Raw genomic sequence first — 18,426 nt, forward strand, 5'->3', positions numbered from 1 at the left:
TTATAGGTTTTCCTTTATGTATGATGATTTCTGACTCGCTGAATCAAGAACGGGCGCATCAAAGGCATCCTTGATATGGTCGATATAAATATCTTGAATCTCGGGTATCTGACCTAATCCATCCAGGATTGCCGATACCTTGAAACCTTCTTTTTCAAATTTCTCGCGCCACTCGCCGTCAATATCATTGCGGGCATGATCGCCTGCAACGAACATGAAAGGAACAAGCGTTACGCTTTTTGTCTTTGACGATTTCAATCGTGCCAATGTCGTTGCATATGTAGGATAACCCTCAACTGTAGCTACATGAAATTGAGGTGCGCCGTCGGCTGTCAGCATATAGTCTATCTGGGAATAAACAGCGTTAGCCGGAGTCGAGGTCCCGTGACCTATTAATACTAAGGCTCCGTTCTTCTGCGTGTTTTTTCCATATCGATTGATTAAAATACCGACCACATTCTGACAATCATCCACAGAATAAAGCAATGGACGTCCCACCCGTATTTCTTTGAAAAACGGTGTCATCAATTTAGCGTCATTACGCAATACTTCGGCTTCGATTCCATCGATTACGTTGGTTCCCTGAACTATGATATGGGTATAGCCGTCGGCAGCAAGTCGAAGTAAGGCCTCTTGCGGTGTCTGTTTATGGATTCCGCGTTTTTCCAGTCTGTTGATAATGATACGCGAAGTATATGCCTCCACGACAGTTACGCCTGGAAAATGTTCTTTCGTCTTTTCATTAATTGCGTCGATAGTCGCGTTACGGGTATCGTCATAGGTCGTGCCGAAATGCACCATAAGAATCGCTGTTTTTTCTTTCGGCACACTATCGAAACTTTGCGCATGTGCAGCCGCCATACTCAACATAGTTATAATAAACACTATGAATTTTCTCTTCATATCTATTAAATGGCTAAAGTACTCCCGGAACTTATTTGGCAGAATGTTCCGGGAGAACGACATATAAAGGAATAATTGTTCGTTTACTTAGCGTCTTCTACAACTCTGATTTGCTCAAAGTAGTAGCCTGAAGCCATCGTCGCACCAAGTGCAGTCTGGTTCTTTTCTACATCGTAGATATAAATCTGAGGTTTCTGACCTTCTGTATCCACGCCTACATAAGCCTTATGATTGACATAGGCCATACGCGACGAGAAGCGACCGCTGCTGTAAGCAAGACGTTGACCATTATAAGTGATAGGAGTGCTTGTCTTTGAGACAACATCAATTACAGTATAATAATGGCTGAAGGAATCGATGTCCGTTCCTGCGGCGTCATCACGCGCATAAGCCACGACTTTGTTGTCGCCAACATACATCACCGAAATCAGCTTTCCACCGGCAGTGAAACCATCGTAGCTTTGGTCAAATGAGGTTGAATTGGCCGGAATCTTGAGAAGATGGCTGTATTCTTTGCCATCGGCATCGTCTGTCACACAAGCTATATAAAGATTGTTGTTTCCGTCGATGAAAGTCGTTGTCTGGAGAAGCTCGCCATATGCAGTGCCTACCATTTCACAATCGAGGAAGCATGGGGTATTGCTTTCAACAGCCATTGTTGCAGGATTGATGACAGCGGTCATCATAGGTGTCACCCTCTTGCCGCGGCGTCCACTCTGCTTGGCGAAATAGAAGTAGAACAGTTTGTTGTCGGATGCGCGATAGTTAAGGATACCTGATGTAGTGAAAAGCTCACCGCCTTCGGGCATCGGCACATCAAGAGTCCCTTCGCTGATGATAGTCATGTCATCCGCGTTGAGCTTTGTCCATACGATTTTAGTAGCGTCACCGGTTGCTGCCATTATGACAAGGGTGTTGTCATTAATCCAAGCATGGGTGTACTTGCGGGTTGCGTAGGTGTTGGTTTGGAAGCGGCGTTCTTTGACAACCTCAACCTTATTGTCTTTGATGATGTACTTGGCAAAGCGATCGCCGGAAACAGGAACCTGATAATAGTACGCGCCCTTTAGTATGGTCTCAAGCGAAAGAATTGAATTCACTTCAGTACCTGTTCCCTGGAATGTAATTTCAGGCTGACCTGCTTCGAGAGAGTTTACGCTGCGTACAAGAGTCTGTACATCGCGCCCCATACCGCCGTGACGGTCAAGTGCGACCCAGAGGTCGAAATGATAATCCTGAATGACTGTTGGATCGTCCGGTTGATCCGGCTCGTCTTCGCTCGAGCAACTTGTCATGCCAAAGGCGATGAAAAGCGCCATGAACGAAATAAGTAAAAATTTGATTTTTCTCATTGCTTATTGTTAATTGATTGTTAGTTAATGAATATTCTGAATTTTGCCCCGAATGACCGCCCAGGCTTTTGCAGCATGTAGTTGTCGTAGGCCAGCCGGTCAAATATATTGTTACATTCTAAGGAGACATTATACCTGTCGTTGTGCCAGCAATAGGAGAGAGATACATTAGTAATATTCTGCGTCGGAATACGTGCTTTCGACGAGGCGGCACCAAATGCCTCCCAATTCAGATAATACCAATGGATATACTGGTACTCCGCTACAATCCCAAGTCGGTCGGTCTTCATGATAAGATCTCGAAAAGTATATGACGCGTCTATATTGCCGAAAAACCAAGGTCGGTTCGGAACTCTGTTTTTATATGTTGCAGAAAGATTGCCGTCGGTCTTGTATCTCTTCAGATCCCGCGCATCACTCCAGCTTGCATTAGCTGTAAACTGAAATGAATTATTCCAGACATACGAGACTTCTACGTCAAATCCCTTTATATCAATAGCTGGCTCGTTGACATACTGCATCATTCCCTCTCTTTCCGAAACTGTTGCACGGATATAGTTCTGCACATGACGGATGAATCCATTGGCTTCATAACTCAGTTGATTCAGACTGTCAAAATAATATATGCCGAATATTCCCAGATTATAGTTGTTGCTCGCTTCCGGGCTTAAAGCAAGATTTGGATAGACAGTAGTCCCGTTGCCAAGTAATTCTCTTGATAATGGCAACCGGACGCTGTGCTCATATGATCCTTTAACCGACAAGGGTTCACAAACAGAATAACGGCTTCCGACTCCCGCGCCCCTATAATTCTTCACATTATTTCTATCGATTTTGTCCGAACCAGTGATTACAATATCATCAGACTGCTTAATTGACAGAGCATTAATATAGTCTTTGACAAAATAGGAAGTCTGCCATTTTTTGTTGAAGAACGATTGAGAATATGTAAGCGACAGAATGTGTTTCGTAACAACATCATTCGACGGTTCGAAGTTCTTATCAATTTCATCATATCTGTTATTGCCCCGCCGATTAAGCATATAGTTGAACGCAAAAGTATTGTGTTCGTTAAGCTCATAGTCTACTCCGGTATTCAAAACAGTAAGTGGGCGTTTATAAACGCGAATTGTCCTTGCTCGATTATTCATTTCATTGCCGGATGAAGGCATCCATGTGCCGTCCCACGAATATTTGCGGCAGGCGGTATCAACAGTCTCACTATGATCCCATGTATGGGATAAGGTAAGACGTGTCGACACCTGTTCCCATCTCTTATTGTAGCGGGCTGAAATATTATAGGAATGTGTGTGTCGGCTGGCTTCACCATAGACCTTATTCTGCATAGCGCCTGTCTGAATATCCTTGTCCAGCTTATTATACGAAAAACCGACAAAAAACTTATGCGCCCATTTCACATCATTCACGCCAACTTCAACCTGACCTAACAGAGAAAAATAATCATCGTGGAAGCGCTGTTTGTTAGTAAAAATATAACGGTCTTGTTCCTCGCTCCATACCTCGACATTTTTCATCTTATAGTCATTCTTTGAATAATTGACGCTGAATGTCGGTTGTATGACTACAGGTGTGCCAGGAATGTAATACTGTCCTGTGATATCTCCTAAATACGTATGAAAAGAACCTATCCCATACGAGGCATCAAGATAATTCTGCCGTTTCTTACGGGTTACGATATTTACCGCGCCGCCTAACGCATCAGCACCGAGATATGAGGGAACGACGCCCTTGTACAATTCTATTCTCTCGACGGTATTAAGAGGTACATTGTCAAGAGTGAGACCTGTGCCTTTTGTCTCCAGAGGGACTCCGTCTATAAAATAACGGATTGAATTGCCCGACATTCCGTTGATGGTCAGATCAAAGTCAGAACCTGCCCCACCTTCTCGCCTAACTTTCACACCCGAGGTACGGTCGATAAGGTCGTTCAGAGTGACCATCTTATTAAGATTCGGAGCTATTTCAACCGCATTGACTGAAAATGCGCCCTCCTCAAGTTGTTTTCCGACTGTCTTACCATAGACATTAACAGACTGAAGTTGCACCGCATCCTCTTCCATCACAATGTCGAAGACAGTATCCTTTGCCAATTCTATCTTAAAATCAACTGTTCTGTAGCTTACAGCTGACACTATTCCGGAGTATACGCCTTTCTCCAACTTAATTTCATATCTGCCGTCAACATCAACTGTGGTTATATATTTTTTATCGTTGAAGGTTAACGTCGCAAATGAAACAGGTTCGCTCAATCTGTCCGAAATTCTTCCCGAAAGTGTATAAAAGGGCTTAGCCGCCTGCGAAGGCAGGTGGAGTACTAAGATGACGATAATAAGTATCCAATTTTTCATTTGGTTTGCTGCAAATTTAAATTGGGGTACTATTACGCAGCAAACCATAATCGTTCTCCCTTTAGGAGAACAATGGCTGTTTTGTGGTAATAAACCCGAGAACTACAAAACTATATGTTGCCTTGGCAGGTCTCCTGACTTATCCCCTCGTCAACGCCTTCCCATCGGTCAAGCCGACAGTGGCATAATATTGATGAGTTCTGAAGGAATTACAGTAGCGGGTCTGTCCCGGATTTTCACCGGATTCCCTATTAATCGCGTTATGCGAGCCAAAACTGGCGCAAAATTAATCATTTTTTTTCATCCGCCAAAATAGAATTTTACATAAAGGGAACGATAATTGTATTTCATTCTCAATTGAAGTGAACCGTAAATACGGCCTTTACCGTGGCGATGACATCCAAGTGACCGGCGCACGCCATCGCTCGACCGCTGAATACAATCGCGACCTTCACCGTGAGAACGCTAGACTCGAAACACTTATAGACGACAACCGCGAACAGTTGCGTCAGCTCGAAGATGAAATTCGGAAATCGGAGCGGCGAGTGAAGGGTCTAACGACCATGATTGCGAATCTTGAAAGACAGGAGGCTGAACTGAATGACGAGAAAGCCCGGTTGGAGTCAGACATCGAGAATGGTGCCGGAGATGTTTCCGAACTGCGTCGCCGCATCGCCGAACTTGAAAACCAGCTTGAATCTACCGGACGGAAACTTGCCGACAAGCGCGACAAGCTAAAGACCGCCGACCGGCAACTCACCGAGCTTCAGGATGAACTTGACGCACTCAGCGAGAAACGAGATAATGCGGAAAAGAATTTCCACGAGTTCACGGAAAAGAATCAAGAACAGGTGCGTATGAGGCTTACTGATGCCGTCTTTGCCAGAATGGTTGTCGATGTCCGTTCCCTGTTGGATACCATGCCGTCGGAACAGAAAGCCAGGGTTGATGGCGAGTTCCTGACTGCAATCGCCGAGCGACCCAACGAGATATTGAAGTGTGCGATGTATTTGTTCCTCGGTTATCTCGATGGCGCGACGCAATTCGCCCAGTCATGCGGAGGCGGAGGCATCTCATCAGACCTCCCGTGGGGACGCAATCCGGATGAAGACGACCGCCGCTTCGCCTATCGCTGCATGATGCAAGCCCACCGAATGATGAAACCATCTCAGCCCAAACGCTGCGGTATTGGTGGCAGGCGATAAGATACTATATGTTCTACAGCATATTGCTTTGTTGTTAAACCTAAAATCACTATCTTTGCAAGATAAAGTACCCAGATAGATATGAGCCAACTATATCCATACTCAGAAATAGATATGCTAAGGAGCTTTTCCTTAGTATTCTCTCGTTCTGTCTTTAAGGATATAATTGAATATAATGACTTTACTAGGTTAAACGCTATTGTTGAGCAGTATGATATTGACATTAGTTCTTATGTCACATACGGAGATGTCGTTAGAAAGATCTACCGGGCTATAAGGAAAAAATATTGTTGTGAATATGTGTATAAGAATGAGTTCATAACAAAAATTCTTATCAATAAATATGGCACATCGAAAACTGTTGTATTTAACGAATTTAAGATACCTCCTTCGATAGTTGACATAGCGCTCTTTAATGGTGAGAGTAAGGCATTTGAAATTAAAACCGAATATGATTCTCCTAAACGACTAAGTAGTCAATTGGAGAATTATAGTAAATTTTTCGACAAATGCTACTTAATCGTTTCAGAAGATTTACTGGATAAATACATCCATTTGATTGATGAAAATATCGGTGTACTATTGTTTTTCCATACAAAAACTTCTGTTGAATTGATTCAATTTCGAGATGCTCATAAGAATCAGCTTATTGATATTGCTTTGCTTATGAGAGTTCTCCATACACAGGAGTATAAGAATATCATTGAGACTTATTATGGTATAATTCCAAATGTTTCATGTTTTAAAATGTTTGATCATTGTTTTGAAATGATGAAACAGATTCCATTGGAAGTATTGCGGCCATTGATATTAAAAGAAATCAAACACCGAAAGAATAATACTTCTCTTTTAAGGTCATCTCCTATTGAATTGCGTCAGATAGCTCTGTCGTTAAATCTGAAAAAAGAAGAGATTGACATTTTAAAAGAATCGTTGAACAAGCCAATATTAAGCATATAAAATTATGTATTATCCATATCTAAGGGGTAAGCAGTTCGAGCTAATCGCTTTGAGAGAGTTTTCAAAAGAGACTCCAACGCCCTCTCATGTATGTCCCATTATAGAGCCTGTGAAAAGTTCGTTTAATGGGCTGAAGGCAGCTATTGATGCTTTGTCTGGCAAAAATATTAGTTTTGCATTGGTGCTTAACCCAAGCGATGGCGATTTTAAGCGAGAGAATCAAGACATTATGGCAAATCTTCCCTCCCTTAAAGAACTGGTAGGCTGGATTCCTGCATTTATCTACAGCGGGACAGGTAGTTATATCGAAACTTATATTGCTACTAATTCGCTTAATGATGTTATGATTATTTTTCAAGACTCTATCGATCTTTCCAAAGAGGATGTGAATCAACTCCTGAGGAATAATTCGGTTAAATATGTTGTGGCTAACATAGAGGGAGATCGTCGCAATAGACGACTGCTTGCAAAGTCCGGGAAAGAGCTGATCAGACTTGATGATCAATTTCATGAACAGCCAAGAAATGCCGATTATCTAAATATACCAGAAGAAAAATTCACTGAGGAGCACAGGTATTATAGTGAAGACGGATATAAGGGGTTCGCAGACTATGTAACATTACCAAGTTCTTTTAAAGAGAGTGGAATGTTGCCTTATGCTGTGGCCATTCATATGACATATCAAAAGAATGAAGACGAAATATTCGTAAGACATTTTGTGTCAGACCACAATAGTGACAACACGAATATTCCCGGTAAATTCTATGAAGCGGCAACTAAATTAAAAACGTTTTATTCCGAAATACAGGGTACGCAGGCCAGTTCAGAATTGATAGCGATATTAGATGCTAGTCGTTATCCCGGATTGGGAGTTCTAAAGAAACTTTCAATAAAGAACCATTTAGAACTTATCGAGAATTATCTTACGCAGCAAAAATGAAGGTCTGTTCCAATTGTTTTAACGATGAGGAAATAAAAAATTTTATAATATCTTCTTCATCGGAAATAGCGCATTGCGATTGTTGTGAAAATGATGATTGTGTCATTGACTTAAGCGAGCTTTACGATTTCTTTATAGAATTTACGGGACTTTATTGTAAAGACGAAGGCAGTTCAACTGACTTAATCGAAGCATTAAATTCTCAATGGAATATTTTTTCATCAGAAAAATGTGCGAAGCAGATTCTTAATGACCTCTATGAATTTGGAATCATTAAATATGGAGCTCGTGACAAAGTAAGATACATTGATGAGATTTTAGAATGTACTAAGGTTTGGGATAAGCTAAAAGAAGATGTCACTACTAAATCTAGATTTTTTACTGACATTACATATTTTGAATGGGGCAGTTTTATTCAACCTAATGACATATTAGCGAAGCATAAACTTTTATACAGAGCGCGGATTGTCCCAGATGGAACTGATAAATTGACACCTAGCCAAATGGGGTGTCCACCTGCTCATAAAACTCCGGCTGGTCGTGCAAATCCATTGGGTATTGGAGTTGGCAATTCTTTTGGGTTGAATCCATTTGGGCAATATTTGCTTTTGCTGGTCTTGAACTTTAAGAATGACGTAGCTAATTCAGATAAGTTATTCTCAAGAGTCTTGGGGTGAACCATAAATGACTCAATCCAACATTCGGCAATGAGATTTTGTCTTTGAGCATAATCAATATAACATTCACTCTTGCCTGTTGTCGGATTACACCCAAATTTTAGAATAACCTTAGCCTTGAAGGTGTCATCAAGTGGAAGTGCATGAAACACCGCAGCATTATATATGTTTCTAAAAATCTTAACATTCTTTGACCCCTCCAAAAGAATATCTAACAGTTCCTCGGCAGGATAGCATAAGTGCAAGAGCTTAAATGCTTTTACTATCGTGTCATTCAGTTTTTTATTTACTTTAGAGGATATAGCTTCAAGAGCATACTCATTACCATGACTATTATGCCACTCTAACAAAGATTGTTTAAGGTTTTCAAGTTCTTTTTCTTTCCTTATCTTATCTGCTTTCTTGCGGGTCTCATTATCTAATTTGATATGTTCCTCTTTCTGTAATAGGAATGGAGACATTGTTATAACCTCTTGTCCATCTTCTTTTAGTGCTTTTTCAAGTTCCGATTGAGAGGTATACAATGTATGCCTCAATGTCCACTTCTCCAATAGAGAGTCTATGTTAAAGTATGCTGGGACAAACTTGTTGGATATAGAGTCCTGCCTTATGATAGTTAACGGATAGTCATATACAGTAGGTTTAGACTTGGATATGTAACTCATATATGATTTGATAAAATATTCCATCGGCTCCAAATCCTTATCTTCTGCTATCATTTCTTGAGCAGCATTAAGAAATGTGATATACTTTGTTGCCCGGCTCAATATGGAGTCTCTATACTCTTCTATATTGCCAAACCTGTCATATTCTTTCTTTGCTGGAATATCATATATGATGGTTTCCGATATATTACCATTCCTCCCTCTACCTGCTATTTGTGTCATTTTGTTTACAGACAAATATGTATAAGCAGTATTCTTGGATGAGATTATTATAAGGTGACACCTGTCTTGAATGTCTATTCCGGCAAAATATGCACAGGTCATAAAGGTAACCTTCTTCAAAAGATTTCCATCCTTATCTATTGCTCCCTCAGAATCATCCTTATAGTATGTGACTTTATCAGAGCTTCTCTCACTGCATAATATTCCACACTCTTTTTTAGGTATATCCAATTGGTCTATTATATTGAAAATACCATCAAGTGAATTATATGCTACAAGAATCTTATCCTGAGTTATTTGAAGAAGGTTATTTATCTCATTAATAGCTGCATGTTCAGCATAGTTGGTATATAGCAGATGTATTTTTCTTACAGGCTTTTTATCCCATACAATCTTCAAGTATGGTTCTTGTGCAAACAATGGATTGGAGAATGGGATTATAGTTGCAGATACAACAGCTCTATTATTGAAATCAAACTTAAAATAGTGGTCTATAACCGCTTCAAGTCTCGGTCTATATGAACTATCTGATTGAAGGGTGTCTATTTCATCGACCATTAGAAAGTAGTCAGAATAGACATCAATATCAAGTTGAGACAGGTAATTCAACAGCATTGGAAGACTATCTGCAACCACTACAAATTTATTTACATCATCACTTCTCTTGGCTCTAACATAATCTCTTACACTGGTCAAATTGATATTTGATTTCACTTCACCAATGGGACTACCGACATACATTGCATAATTATCTCCTTTAGCTTTATTTGCTGTTAGAACCTTACTGTATGCCAAAGTCTTAGTAGGTACAACTATGATAGAGTTTCTTTTAGGAGTCATCAGCTCTAATGTAGTTGCTCCAAGACCAGTGATTGTCTTGTTGATTATGCCATACGGTACTCTGTCGAAGACTTCTCCCAGCTTTAATCCATGAGGAATAGTCATATCCATCACACTTACAGCATAACCATCTGATGTGATTCTACTATGCTTAAAAGTTACACCACTATTATATGCCTCATCAATTAACAAAGCATCATTCAATTCAGATGGGAAAATTTCTCCTTCCGGACGTAAGTCCACAGATACCCAATGCCCATAAGGAATAAGGTATTCAGGCTGATTGATATAGTGTTTTGGTTTCTTCATGGCTGAAAGGGTTAAATGCAACGCCAACTCCGATTATTTTCTTATATAAATGAAAGTTGGCGTTGCAAAATTAGTCATTTCAGATGAGAAAATGCCTCGTCTATCTGAGAATTCTCAAAGCTATCAAGGTAAATCTGGGTGATTTTCTCTGAACTATGCCCTAAAGACTCTGATATAATAGATGTAGAAACTCCAGCTCTCTTCAGGACTGTGGCAAAAGAGTGACGGGCTACATATGTTGTTAGTTTGATTGGCAGACCTAACTCTTGACCAATCAACTTCAGGGCTTTGTTTACCTTAGCAAGCACCTTATGTAACCTATTGGCTACTTGTGCTTCACTCTTGTGGAACTCTGACAGAATAGGAAATAGATAGCCTGACCTGTTTGCAGAATCAGCAGAATAATTGGATATAATTCTCTTTGATTCTTCTTGAAGTGGAATCACTATCTGTTTCTTTGTCTTGGCTCTCTGGTAACACAGGTTGCCATCTATGATATTATCATGCTTCAGCATAGCTATATCTATGAAGTTAATGCCAGCTGTGAAGTATGAAAAGGTAAACAATGCTATAGCTAGACTTTCTATATCTGTTTTACCTTTGTAATCAATCACTCTTTGAATGTCAGCCTTACTCATTGCTCTCTTGGGTGGATATTGAGACAACTTGGATACTTTGTAAGCATGGAAAGGATAGCACTCCTCGTCTATGACATGGTGTTCTATAGCCATATTGAAAACAGCCCTAAGATGCCTTATTCTCGTTCCTATTGTATTAATAGCCAATCCTTGTTTTAGCATCCAAGCTTCATACTTCTTTAGCCACACCACATCTACATCACTAAAAGGAATGTCAAGGCTTCCAGCATACTTGATGAATGAGTTTAGGCTGACTTCATACATTCCTGCATACCTTAGTCTGTCTTGCTCTTTCAGTATTCTCACATAATAATTGAAACACTCTCCAACATTATTGTGTAGACTGAGAGAGCCGCCCTTGGGCTTAAATAGAGAGGAGGCAGTAAAATCCTTTCCCTCAATTCTCTTGCTAAGAATAGTCTTTTGCAGGTCATAGAGCTTCTGCTGTATCAGTAATCTTATTTCATCTCTGTTAGGACATAACTCATTAGGCTCGTTCTTTTTGAAGTCCCAGTGAGTAGGGTGGATGGATATTCCAAGACTCTGGTACTTTCTCTTTCTGTCCTTACAGATACACACCATCAGTGGGTGTTCTCCGTTTGCTAAAGTCTTTGACTTGTAGCACAACACTTTAACTGTTGCATCCATTTGGTTTACGGTTTACACCTTGGTTTACACAAATGGTCAAAATACAGTGTTTTTACAAAGAAAAAAGCAGTCAGACTTTCATCTAACTGCTTGATTTTTAGTGATCCGCCTGGGGCTCGAACCCAGGACCCCAACATTAAAAGTGTTGTGCTCTACCAGCTGAGCTAGCGAATCAGTGCTTTCTAAAAGCGTTGCAAAGGTAGCTACTTTTTTTGTACTATGCAAATTTTTGTTCATTCATTTTGGCCGATCCGCTATAAATCACTATCATGAAATATTTTAACAATACACAAAATAATTCATTTCCCAATTACAGATGGTCATGCTCTATAATTACAGATTGTCCGAGTAATAATTACAAGAATTCATTTGTCATAATTACAGGCTGCCACGAGTCATAACCTTCATGCCGACACCTTGCCCAATTCAGCAAATCGGCCAACGGGCCGCCCTATGCCCCACCCTTTAATAGAACCGAAATACAGTGCCGGTTGTTAATAATTACGAGTTTATTAATTAAATTTTCAGAAACAATGAAATCACGCGGATTAATCATAGCCATAGCGGCTTCTGCCATTACCCTTACAAGTTGTGTAAGCAATAAGAAGTATTCTTCACTACAGGGAGAGTATGACGCGCTAAACAAGGAATACAACGCCACCCAAATGGCCCTTGCCGAAAGCCGCGCCAATAACAAGAGCCTCGAAACAATGCTTGCCGAGGCCCGAAAACGCAATCAAGAGCTCAAGGATGATTATGCAGCCTTGCAAGGTTCTCTCGACCAAAGTCTTAAGCAAAGCGCACAGGGAAGCGTAAACATCTCGAAACTTGTCGATGAAATCAATGCTTCCAACAAATACATCAAGCAGCTTGTCGAAGCTAAATCTAAATCCGACTCACTCAACATGGTGCTCACCAACAATCTGACCCGTTCACTGAGTCGTGATGAATTGCAGGATGTCGACATAAAGGTATTGAAAGGAGTCGTGTACATATCGCTCGCCGACAATATGCTTTTCAAATCGGGAAGCTATCAGATAAACGAAAAAGCGATGGAAACTCTTAGCAAAATCGCAAAGATTATCAAGGATTACCGTGACTACGATGTACTGGTTGAAGGCAACACCGACAATGTACCCATATCGCGTACAAACATTCGCAACAACTGGGATCTCAGCGCCCTTCGTGCGTCATCGGTCGTACAGGTTCTACAGACAAAATTCGGTGTAAATCCTTCACGACTGTCAGCTGCCGGACGCGGAGAATACAACCCCATTGCCGACAATTCAACCGATACGGGCCGCCAGAGAAACCGGCGTACCGAAATAATCATCACGCCCAAGCTCGACCAGTTCCTCGACCTAATAGATCAGGCTCCAGAGCATGAATCTACAGATGATACTACAAAGTAAGCTCACACGATTTGCATAACAAGAGAGTCCGTCGGCAATAATTACCGGCGGATTTTCGTTATATCCGATATAATACTACAATAACGCCTCGATGGATTACGATATAATAAAATCAAGACATTCAGTACGCACCTATACGCTACAGCCTTTGTCGGCCGATGAAGTTGTCATGCTTGACAGTCAAATCAGACGATACAATGCCGAAGGCTCATTAAACATGCAACTTGTTGTCAATGAGCCAAACGCATTCGGACGGTCACTTATGGCTCACTACGGCAAATTTCGCAATGTCACCAATTACATAGCGTTAACAGGGCCTAAAAGCAACGACACCGAAGCCAAACTCGGATATTACGGTGAAAAAATAGTACTCGAAGCTCAGAAAGCAGGACTCAACACCTGTTGGGTAGGCCTATCGTTCAGCAAGAAAAATACACCCATAGACATTCCTGACGGCAACAAATTATACGCCTTGATAGCCATAGGACATGGAGCCGAATCGGGAACCGCCCATCGCATAAAGGCACCACAACAGATAAGCGACGACTACGCCACGGCACCCGACTGGTTCAAACGCGGAGTCGATTATGCACTCCTTGCGCCCACGGCCTTGAATCAACAGAAGTTCCGTTTCCAATGGCTTGACGACAACCGCGTCAAGGCATCGCGCGGCATCGGATTTTTCACCAAAATGGACCTTGGCATCGCTTGCTGTCACTTTGAATTGGGAGCCGGCATACCCATCGATTGGCAATAAACATCAGTCGAGGCATTCAATAGGAATCATAAAAACAACGGGGTTGCATCGGTTGATGCAACCCCGTTGTTCAGGATATTGAGTATAGAATGTTGTTACCTTATTTTAGAGGATACCCTGTGCCATCATAGCACGTGCCACCTTCATGAATCCGGCAACGTTGGCACCCTTCACATAGTTAACATATCCGTCAGGTTCCTTGCCGTATTTCTCACACTGGCCATGGATATTAGCCATGATGCCCTTAAGCTTTTCGTCAACCTCCTCGGAGCTCCATGACAGCTTCTGTGAATTCTGAGCCATCTCAAGACCCGATACCGATACACCACCTGCGTTGGCAGCCTTTCCGGGAGCATAGAGAATTCTTGCTTTCAAGAACTCCTTGATAGCCTCGGGGGTAGAAGGCATGTTTGCACCTTCGCTCACTGCTATACAGCCGTTGGCAAGAAGTGTGCGTGCATCATCACCATCAAGCTCGTTCTGAGTTGCCGACGGCATTGCAATGTCACACTTGTAAACCCAGGGACGACCGCCTTCAACATATTCGCAACCGTATTCTTCGGCAAATTCACGGATACGACCGCGATATTCATTCTTCAGTTTGAATATATAGTCAAGCTGCTCTTTGGTCAATCCTTCGGGAACGTAGATGCAACCGTCAGAGTCGCTCATTGTCACAACCTTAGCACCAAGTTCAAGAAGCTTCTTGGCTGTATAGGTGGCCACGTTGCCCGAACCCGATATTGCCACTACCTTATCCTTAATATCGATGCCGCGTGTAGCAAGCATGTTAAGCAGGAAGTAAACGTTACCGTAACCGGTTGCCTCGGGACGGATAAGAGAGCCGCCAAATTCAAGGCCCTTGCCGGTGAATGTTCCGGTAAACTCACGCGACATCTTCTTATACATACCATACATGTAACCTACTTCACGACCGCCTACACCTATGTCACCGGCAGGCACATCGGTGTCAGGACCGATATGACGCCAAAGCTCTTCGATGAAGGCCTGGCAGAAGCGCATAACCTCCATGTCGCTCTTTCCGCGAGGCGAGAAGTCGGAACCTCCTTTACCGCCACCCATAGCGAGCGTAGTAAGCGAGTTCTTGAAAGTCTGTTCAAAAGCAAGAAACTTAAGAATCGACTGATTTACCGATGAGTGGAAGCGTATACCTCCCTTATACGGGCCGATAGCGTTATTATGCTGAATACGATATCCCATATTATTTTGCACTTTTCCCTTATCATCAACCCAAGATACACGGAATGAGAAAATACGGTCGGGAATGCATAGACGCTCAATCAGATTGTAGCGGTCAAATTCGGGATGCTCGTTGTATGCATCCTCGATTGTTGTGATTACTTCTTCTACCGCCTGAAGATATTCAGGTTCATTGGGAAAGCGACGCTTCAGGTCGTCCAATACTTCAGTTGCTTTCATGTAACTTTCTTGTTATAATTGTAGATAATTCTTAATTATTGCGACAAAGGTAATACAATATTCACTATTTTCCTAACATTTTTCAACTTTTTTATGCGTTTTTGTCGCAATTAGCTATTTCATGGCTTCGTATACGGCGTTCATTATAGCCGGACGTATGTTCAGGCGAGTAAACGCACTGTTGTCGCGTGATGGATTGACACGGTTGCAAAGAAACACGTATATAAGTTCATTATCTGGATCAACCCAGAAGCAAGTTCCGGTAAATCCAATGTGCCCATAAGTAGAAGGCGAAGCCAGTGGTGCCGTCGGAGTCTTGTCCTCGTTTTTTGTGTCGGGACCGTCAAATCCCAGCCAACGGCGTGACTTATTGCTTTTTGTAGTTGTAAAAAGCTTAACAGTTGAAGGCGACATTATCTGTCGGCCGCCGTAACTACCGCCATTAAGCCACATCTGACACAGTTTTCCAAGGTCATTTGCCGTTGAGAACAATCCTGCATTTCCCTGTACTCCACCCGAAAAAGCAGCAAGTTCATCATGCACATAGCCGTGAACCGTTTGGCGACGCAAAAAATTATCCTTTTCGGTAGGCGCGATTTCCGATGCCTTGTGATTCTTGGCAAGTGGGACATAGCAGGTGCGTGTTGCCCCTATCGGGCCATAAACCCTCTTCTCCACAAACTCATCATGTTTCTTACCCGTCACCTTCTCTTCCATTGCCATGAGCAAGGCGAAATTAAGGTCGGAATAAAGGTAGTTTTTGGATTGACGGAGCTTTGAGTCGAAAATTCGCTGCATAAGAGTATCACGAGTAGCCGCACCCACATACACACCCTGCCCTATCTTCATCGGAAAATCCTTGCTTTCCGAAGCAGAAGTGATGTCCTTGCGCATTCGAGCCGTGTTGTTTCCATAGACACCTCGCGATATTTTTATTGTATTGGCTCCCCGCTGGCGATAAGCAATCAGCCGTCCCTTATAAGTCGCCGTATCCATTACAATTCCGGGGATACTCAATGATGCTGGCAATCCGCTTTCATGTAGCAGCATCTGCCGTATGGTTATATCACTTTTATCGCCAGATTTAAGTCCTTCTACATATTTCGATACCGGATCGTCAAGTTTATAAAGCCCTTCGTCGTAGGCGAGCATCAGACCGGGCAATGTTCCGGCAACCTTGCTCACCGATGCTATGTCATACATGGTCGAGTCATTGACTCTACGAGTCTTTGCGGCATCCACATATCCGTAACTACGGTCGATTATTACATTACCACCCTTTGCCACAAGCACCTGGCATCCGGGGAATGCACCTGTACGCAATCCCACATTCACGAGCGAATCGACACGCTTGCCAAGCGATGAGTCAAACCCCATAGCGGCCGGCGAGGTGTAGCCAAGACACGTCTTGACAAGCCCCACACATGCTCCCAACGACGCAATGCCCTTTACATTCACAGGTAGAGAACCATTTACGCGAATGCCTCCAAACACCGCCTGCGCTCCGTATTCCTGTGCAAGTTCACCGTTTTCACCTACAAGCAACACCGCTTTACTGCCAAGCGGTGCAAATTTCGACATCTTGTAGGGGTTCATAAAGAACACCGTCACCAATCCTGAACAACCTTTGAGCTGCTTAAGCGCATTAACCGAGGCCGACTTGTCGTTATATACAGCCGCAATGACTATGTCATGCTTCTCCATTGATGCAATCTGAGCCGCAGTAAATGCTGTAGTTGTTCCGTAAGCATCGACATCGGCATACTTTCCACAATACTGAGCAAACGTATTGCCTTTGCCCTCTCCTATATTTACAACGGCTATTGATTTACGCTCAATGTCACGCACGGGAAGCAAGTCATCGTCATTGCGTACACACGCTATCATGGCCGACACGAGCTTGCGATTTACAGCATCGGCCTCAGGCGAGTTTAGCTTGCCCTTCAACGAAGCGCTGCTTACAGCCTTGTGACCGACCGAAAGTCCAAGCGCATATTTATATTCGAGCATCTTGCGACAACGCTCATTGATTGAGCTTTCCGATATCTTGCCCGACTTTACCGCCGCCAAAACCGCTGCAATGTCACCCTTGACCGACGACGGTGAGAGCAGCACATCGGCACCCGCCATCAATGCCGCCACGCAATTATTCTCGCCCACTATGGCCCCTTTCATGGCAAGTGCATCGGTAAACACCATGCCGCGGAATCCCATGTCGTTTTTCAGCAAATCGGTGATTATGCGATGTGACATCGATGCAGGCACGCCCGTGGAGTCGAGCGACGGCACGTTAAGGTGTCCAACCATAACGCCCGATAATCCGTCATCGATGTAACGGCGGAACGGCATGAGGTCGACATCGCGCATCACCTCGGCACTGTGGTCAATTGTAGGCATCGACTTATGCGAGTCGACCGAAGTGTCGCCATGTCCGGGGAAATGCTTCGACACCGACATTACACCTCCATCCTCAAGGCCACGCGAATAAGCGATTCCGAGTCGTGCCACACGGTCGGCATCCTCACCAAACGACCGATAGCCTATAACAGGATTATCGGGATTGGAATTCACATCAAGCACAGGGGCGAAATTGACCGTTATGCCCATCAGTTTGCACTGACGAGCCACTTCACGACCGTAGTCATAGAGCAGATTCTCATCGGCAATGGCACCAAGTCCCATATTATAAGGAAAGCGCGTAGTTCCCGGAATTCTCATCGACAGCCCCCACTCTCCGTCAAGTGTTATCATCAAGGGCACTTTGGCTATCGATTGCGCGTAGTCGATCAACGTTGCATATTGGTCTATGCTTCCTTTGCTGAACAGCAAGCCGCCCACCCCTTCGGTCTTTACATAACGGTATATCACCTGTTTGGCGGTGGCGATGTGCGTCGGGTCGACCACAGGCACTACAAGCTGTCCGACACGCTGTTCCATTGTCAGCGAACTAAATACCGAGTCAACCCATGCATCGCGATCGCCGCCTTTGCTGTGCGACAACAGTTTGGGCTGCACCGCACCTACATGAAAAGCCGTTGCCACAAGCAACGACATTATTATAAGCACTCTCTTCATAATCTCATCCATAA

12 protein-coding genes, 1 tRNA gene and 1 riboswitch are annotated in these 18,426 nt (G+C 43.0%); of the genes, 5 read left to right on the top strand and 8 right to left on the bottom strand.

The features are described 5' to 3' along the window. From E5354_RS12180 to E5354_RS12190, 3 genes are all read right to left on the bottom strand, one after another. The gene (locus E5354_RS12180) at window positions 1–903 is read right to left on the bottom strand and encodes a sirohydrochlorin cobaltochelatase (protein WP_135947633.1); all 903 of its coding nucleotides are present in this window, start codon (window positions 901–903) and stop codon (window positions 1–3) included. An 83-nt stretch (window positions 904–986) separates the two neighbouring features. Further along, window positions 987–2,255: a hypothetical protein gene (locus tag E5354_RS12185; RefSeq protein WP_135947634.1), complete on the bottom strand. Its 1,269-nt coding sequence runs from the start codon at window positions 2,253–2,255 to the stop codon at window positions 987–989. A 20-nt stretch (window positions 2,256–2,275) separates the two neighbouring features. Then, window positions 2,276–4,624, bottom strand: a complete 2,349-nt coding sequence (locus E5354_RS12190; RefSeq protein WP_135947635.1) for a TonB-dependent receptor — start codon at window positions 4,622–4,624, stop codon at window positions 2,276–2,278. A 106-nt stretch (window positions 4,625–4,730) separates the two neighbouring features. Next, a riboswitch (cobalamin riboswitch) is annotated at window positions 4,731–4,913 on the bottom strand. 73 nt (window positions 4,914–4,986) lie between these two features. Between E5354_RS12190 and E5354_RS12195 the strand changes: the two genes are divergently transcribed. From E5354_RS12195 to E5354_RS12205, 3 genes are all read left to right on the top strand, one after another. After that, window positions 4,987–5,829: a hypothetical protein gene (locus E5354_RS12195; RefSeq protein WP_135947636.1), complete on the top strand. Its 843-nt coding sequence runs from the start codon at window positions 4,987–4,989 to the stop codon at window positions 5,827–5,829. Between the two features lie 81 nt (window positions 5,830–5,910). Beyond that, the gene (locus E5354_RS12200; RefSeq protein WP_135947637.1) at window positions 5,911–6,789 is read left to right on the top strand and encodes a sce7726 family protein; all 879 of its coding nucleotides are present in this window, start codon (window positions 5,911–5,913) and stop codon (window positions 6,787–6,789) included. Window positions 6,790–6,793: 4 nt separating this feature from the next. Then, complete coding sequence (locus E5354_RS12205) at window positions 6,794–7,729, top strand: sce7725 family protein (RefSeq protein WP_135947638.1); 936 nt, start codon at window positions 6,794–6,796, stop codon at window positions 7,727–7,729. Between the two features lie 520 nt (window positions 7,730–8,249). Here the strand turns inward: E5354_RS12205 and E5354_RS12210 are convergent. From E5354_RS12210 to E5354_RS12220, 3 genes are all read right to left on the bottom strand, one after another. Beyond that, on the bottom strand, window positions 8,250–10,442 hold the full coding sequence (locus E5354_RS12210; RefSeq protein WP_135947639.1) for a hypothetical protein: 2,193 nt from the start codon (window positions 10,440–10,442) through the stop codon (window positions 8,250–8,252). A 74-nt stretch (window positions 10,443–10,516) separates the two neighbouring features. Continuing rightward, window positions 10,517–11,728 (bottom strand): site-specific integrase, encoded by a 1,212-nt coding sequence (locus E5354_RS12215; RefSeq protein ID WP_135947640.1) that lies wholly within the window; start codon window positions 11,726–11,728, stop codon window positions 10,517–10,519. Window positions 11,729–11,829: 101 nt separating this feature from the next. Then, window positions 11,830–11,902 (bottom strand) — tRNA-Lys (locus E5354_RS12220). A gap of 359 nt (window positions 11,903–12,261) precedes the next feature. Here E5354_RS12220 and E5354_RS12225 point away from each other — a divergent pair. Together E5354_RS12225 and E5354_RS12230 are read left to right on the top strand one after the other, a co-directional pair. Then, window positions 12,262–13,140 (top strand): OmpA family protein, encoded by an 879-nt coding sequence (locus tag E5354_RS12225; protein WP_135947641.1) that lies wholly within the window; start codon window positions 12,262–12,264, stop codon window positions 13,138–13,140. Window positions 13,141–13,231: 91 nt separating this feature from the next. Then, window positions 13,232–13,897 (top strand): nitroreductase family protein, encoded by a 666-nt coding sequence (locus tag E5354_RS12230; protein ID WP_135947642.1) that lies wholly within the window; start codon window positions 13,232–13,234, stop codon window positions 13,895–13,897. Between the two features lie 105 nt (window positions 13,898–14,002). On the opposite strand, the gene E5354_RS12235 is transcribed toward E5354_RS12230, so the two are convergent. Together E5354_RS12235 and E5354_RS12240 are read right to left on the bottom strand one after the other, a co-directional pair. Next, window positions 14,003–15,337 carry an NADP-specific glutamate dehydrogenase gene (locus E5354_RS12235; RefSeq protein ID WP_123397149.1) on the bottom strand — a complete coding sequence of 445 codons (1,335 nt, stop codon included), beginning with the start codon at window positions 15,335–15,337 and terminating at the stop codon, window positions 14,003–14,005. A gap of 114 nt (window positions 15,338–15,451) precedes the next feature. Next, on the bottom strand, window positions 15,452–18,424 hold the full coding sequence (locus tag E5354_RS12240) for a glycoside hydrolase family 3 N-terminal domain-containing protein (protein ID WP_135947643.1): 2,973 nt from the start codon (window positions 18,422–18,424) through the stop codon (window positions 15,452–15,454). Window positions 18,425–18,426: the final 2 nt, after the last annotated feature.

Origin of the sequence: Muribaculum sp. NM65_B17, from assembly GCF_004793735.1 — a bacterium.
GTDB lineage: Bacteria > Bacteroidota > Bacteroidia > Bacteroidales > Muribaculaceae > Muribaculum > Muribaculum gordoncarteri.